The organism is Haliea sp., from assembly GCF_040222615.1.
Lineage (GTDB): Bacteria > Pseudomonadota > Gammaproteobacteria > Pseudomonadales > Halieaceae > Haliea.
Genome location: NZ_JAVKCQ010000238.1, coordinates 1 through 4,441, shown reverse-complemented (window position 1 = coordinate 4,441; position 4,441 = coordinate 1). Strand labels below are relative to the sequence as shown.

General features: G+C 65.2%; 3 protein-coding genes. 2 read left to right on the top strand and 1 reads right to left on the bottom strand.

Translation table 11 applies throughout. The features are described 5' to 3' along the window. Together RJQ10_RS18750 and RJQ10_RS18745 are read left to right on the top strand one after the other, a co-directional pair. Positions 1-1,985, top strand: a 1,985-nt coding sequence (locus RJQ10_RS18750; RefSeq protein WP_350148979.1) for a zinc-dependent metalloprotease, incomplete at its 5' end; no start/stop codon positions are given. A 19-nt stretch (positions 1,986-2,004) separates the two neighbouring features. Further along, entirely contained in the window at positions 2,005-3,309 is a 1,305-nt protein-coding gene (locus tag RJQ10_RS18745) for a serine hydrolase domain-containing protein (RefSeq protein WP_350148978.1), read from the top strand. On the opposite strand, the gene RJQ10_RS18740 is transcribed toward RJQ10_RS18745, so the two are convergent. Continuing rightward, entirely contained in the window at positions 3,303-4,061 is a 759-nt protein-coding gene (locus tag RJQ10_RS18740) for a creatininase family protein (protein ID WP_350148976.1), read from the bottom strand. The genes RJQ10_RS18745 and RJQ10_RS18740 overlap by 7 nt on opposite strands. Positions 4,062-4,441 lie beyond the last annotated feature (380 nt).

Sequence of the window (4,441 nt, the reverse complement as noted above, 5' to 3'; positions counted from 1 at the left end):
ACGTGCACGGTGTCGCCCGCCGCCTCAAGGACACCGGGCAGGGCGAGTACCGGCCCGATCCGGATCGCTCTGCCATCTTTCTGCCCCGTACCCGCGGTTTTCCCGACAACACCGAAGTGGATGCCATGGTGACCCTGGCGGGGGAGCCGCAGGGAGAGATCATCGGCAGCGTAGTACCCGACCCGCGCTCGGTAACAGTGCACCAGCACCACTCCTTCGTGCGCCTGCCGGAGCCCGGTTACCAGCCGCTGCCCTACGACCCGCGCTCGGGCTTTATCGACCCGGGGAGCAATGCCCAACGCCATGACTACGCGACGCCGATCGGCGAGCCGGTCAGGCAGAGTTTTGCCTGGCGCCACCGCCTGCAGAAACAGGATCCCGCCGCCGAGCGCAGTGAGCCGGTGCAACCGATTATCTACTACCTTGACCGCGGCGCGCCGGAACCGGTGCGCAGCGCGCTGATCGAGGGGGCCCTGTGGTGGAACCAGGCCTTCGAGGCGGCCGGATACATCAATGCCTTCCAGGTGGAAATGCTGCCCGAGGGCGCCGACCCCATGGACGTCCGCTACAACGTCATCCAGTGGGTTCATCGTTCCACCCGCGGCTGGTCCTACGGCGCCAGCGTCCGGGACCCGCGCACCCAGGAGATCATCAAGGGCCACGTCACCCTGGGCTCGCTGCGGGTGCGCCAGGACTATCTGCTGGCGGAGGGCCTGCTGGCCCCCTACGGCGATGACGGCGTGGTACCCCCGGAACTGTTGGAGTTTGCGCTCGCGCGCATTCGCCAGCTGTCCGCCCATGAAGTGGGGCACACCCTGGGGCTGGAGCACAATTTTGCCGCCAGTGCCGATGGCCGCGCCTCGGTGATGGACTATCCCCATCCCTGGGTGACGCTGGATGAACAGGGCAACCCGGATCTCTCCCAGGCCTATGCCGAAGGCATCGGGCCCTGGGACAAGCGCGCCATCCTGCACGGCTACCAGGATTTCCCGCAGGGCGTTGACGTCGGCGCAGCGCGGGAGACGATCATCCGCGATACCTATGCCTCTGGCCTGCACTTTGTCGCCGATGCGCACGCCCGCGGCGATGCCTTCGCGGTCACCGCCGGCCCCGCCCATCCTCGCGGCAGTCTCTGGGATAACGGCGCCGACCCGGTGGTCGAGCTGCAGCGCCTGCTGGCCTTGCGGCGCACAGTGCTGGAGCGATTCTCCGAGCGGGTTGTCCGCCGGGGCCGTCCCCTGGCGCAGATCGAGGACGTGCTGGTGCCCATGTACCTGTTACACCGTTACCAGCTGCAGGCGGCCGCCACCCTGATTGGTGGGCAGGAGTTCAGCTATGCGCTGCGCGGTGACGGCCAGATTCCCACTGCGCTGGTGGTACCCGCGCGCCAGCGCGAGGCAATTGCGGCCCTGCTGGAAACGCTGGCAGCCGATAACCTGGCGCTGGCGCCGGAGCTGATTGCGCTGATTCCTCCCCGCCCTCCCGGTGCCGGCGATAGCCGGGAACTGTTTCCCCGCCAGACGGGCTATGTGTTCGATCCCCACGCCGCAGCTGCTGCCGCGGCCGGGCTCAGCCTGGATATGCTGCTGAACCCGACCCGGGCGGCGCGGATGAACAACAATCGCGCGCGGTCTGCCGCGCAGCCCGGGTTCACGGATCTGCTGGACCAGCTGTTGGCGGCGACCCTTTACGCACAGCCGCAAGCTGGCAACGCAGGCGCCCTGCAGCGGGTGGTTAATATCGCCACCCTGGAGCGGCTGATACGCCTGGCTGGCGCGGCGGAGGTCCAGTCCCAGGTGCGGGCCGAGAGTCTCGATGCCCTGCTGGCACTCAAGTCCTGGCTGCAGCAGCGAGCGCCGGTGGCGCCGCCGCAGTGGCGCGCGCACTACACATTCAGTGCTGCACAGATCCAGCGGTTTGTGGATGATCCCGCTGCACTGCAAGGTCTGGAGGCGCTGCCGGCGCCGCCCGGATCACCGATCTGACCCGGAAGGAGACTACGCGATGAAAACCCCCTTGCTTGTCCTGCTTCGCTCAGGCCTGATTGCTATCCTGCTTGCTCCCGGCGCGGCCAACGCAGGCCAGCCGCTGGTGGTTGATGACCTGATGCAGGGTGCGCCGGTCCCCCCCGAAAAACGGGTCACCCTGCAGAACTTCATGCAGGAACCCTTCAGCCGCTGGGGTTTCCGGCATATACGGCAGCTGGCGCCCACGGCGGACATCTATGCCGGGTCGCCGATCTCGCCGCTGGAGAGCAGCCCGGTGGACCTGGATGCGCTGGCGTTTGAGGTCGGCGAAGGGCGCACGCTGGACCTGGCGACCTGGATGGAGGAGTCCCGCACCGACAGCTTCCTGGTGCTGCACCGGGGCCGCATTGTCTATGAGCGCTACCTGCACGGCATGCAGCCGCAGCTGCCGCACCAGATGTTCTCGGTGACAAAGTCCTTTGTCGGTACCCTGGTGCTGACACTGGCGGAGGAGGGTCAGATCGATCTCGAACGCACCGTCGCCAGCTATATCCCGGAACTGGCTGACAGCGCCTTTGGCAGCGCCAGCGTGCAGCAGGTGCTGGACATGGTCACCAGCGTCAGTTTCAGCGAGGACTACGCGGATCCCGAGGCCGATATCTGGCATTACGGGAAGATTGTCTGGATTGGGCACGATCCAGCCGCAGCCTACACCGGACCGGCGTCAATGTACGACTACCTGCCAACGCTGAAACCCCGCGACGCTGCCCACGGCCTGGCGTTTCACTACGTCACGCCCAACACGGATGTGCTGGCCTGGATTCTCAGCCGGGTAACCGGGCAGTCCCTGCAGGAACTGATAGCGGAGCGCCTGTGGCAGCCCCTCGGTGCCGAGCGCAGCGGCTATCTGTGGCTGGATCGCAGCGGGGTGCCGATGGCCGGCGGCGGGCTCAACATCACCGCCCGGGACGCCGCGCGTTTTGGCCAGATGATCCTGCAGGGCGGCTTCTACAACCAGCGCCAGATTCTGCCGCCGGCGGTGGTCAGGCGGATACTCACGCCGCGCAACCGCGACGTTTTCAACGTGCTCTACCAGGACGACTGGTACGACACCGTCGCCTACGGCTACCACGACCAGTGGTGGAGCTTCAACAACCCGCACAAGGCGGTGTCCGCTATCGGTGTGCACGGCCAGTTCATCTATCTCGACAGCGTCGCCGACATGGTTGTCGTCAAGCAATCAGCCCACCCGGAGGCCGAGGGCGAGTCCAACGAGGTGCACGGCCCGCTGATCTGGCACCAGATCGCGGTCCATCTGCTGGGCCTCGACCGTGATCAGTGAGAGACGAAGGTCGCCACGTCCTTGATCAGGCACTGCGCGGCAGCGGCGACCAGCCGCCCGCCATCGTCGGCATTGGCCTGGGTCGGGTCCGAGCCGATGCGGCCATCCGGGAAGTCCTGCCGGTAGCGCACGGCATCACTGATCGAGCCATTGGGCGCAATCTTCGGGCTCATGGCGGTGTGCTGGCGCTCCCGTTCCGGGTATGCCCAGTAGGTTACCGCCACTTCGGAGGCGGTGGCATGGCTGCCGTGGCCCTGGGGATAGAGTTCGTTGCACAGCGCCAGGACTTCCCTGAAATCCCACCAGTCCCGGCGTTTTAACCACAGGTCCGGCCGCGTGTCGGCGCCGCGGGGATCGAAGCTGCGCCGGGCATGGATTTCCGCAAAGGCGGCCTCGATAGTGGCGATGTTGCCGCCGTGGCCATTGAGCCAGTAAATTTTGTCGAAGCCATGTCGCAGCAGGCTCTCGGTCCAGTCCACCATGGTGGCGATCATGGTCGAGGGGCGCAGCGTCACGGTCCCGGGAAACCCCAGGTGGTGCTGGGCACAGCCGACATTGAAGGTCGGGCCGATCAGCAGCTTGTCGGGAGCGAGGCTTTCCGCGTGGTTGGCGATGATCTCCGGACACAGCGCGTCTGTGCCCAGGAAGCCATTGGGTCCGTGCTGCTCCATCGAGCCGATCGGGAGCACAATGCAGGTTGATTGTTGCAGCCAGGATTCGATGTCCGGCCAGGTGGAGAGGGGAAGTCGCATGTGGGTTGTCCTGTGGGTAAGGTGGCAGATTAGCAGTCCCGGCGAGGCAGGGGCAACGCGCAGTCAAATTGATTCCCAGCCTTGATTCCACCTGTAGAGCCGGGGATTGGCGTGTCTTGCCATTTTCTGGGCGTCTCTGCATCATGCGGCAGGTGCGAGCTGGTGTCGGACAAGCTACACATTGACCAGCAGACCCAAGATCAATAAAACGTTCGCTGGATTGAAAAGGAATTTACCTGTGTGCCTAGTGAATTTTTTCCGCTGCGTCTTCTCCTGCCAGGACAGGATTATGCTAGCGGCCTGCGTGTTCGGGATTTTCTATTCCAGTTTGGTTCCTGTCCGTGTGGCGGCAAATGATTATGAGCCGCTTCCCCTTGAAG

Bases quoted from the DNA above. Each gene is read 5' to 3' on its own strand.
- RJQ10_RS18740 (WP_350148976.1), bottom strand. From the start codon at position 4,061: ATGCGACTTCCCCTCTCCACCTGGCCGGACATCGAATCCTGGCTGCAA.
- RJQ10_RS18745 (WP_350148978.1), top strand. From the start codon at position 2,005: ATGAAAACCCCCTTGCTTGTCCTGCTTCGCTCAGGCCTGATTGCTATC.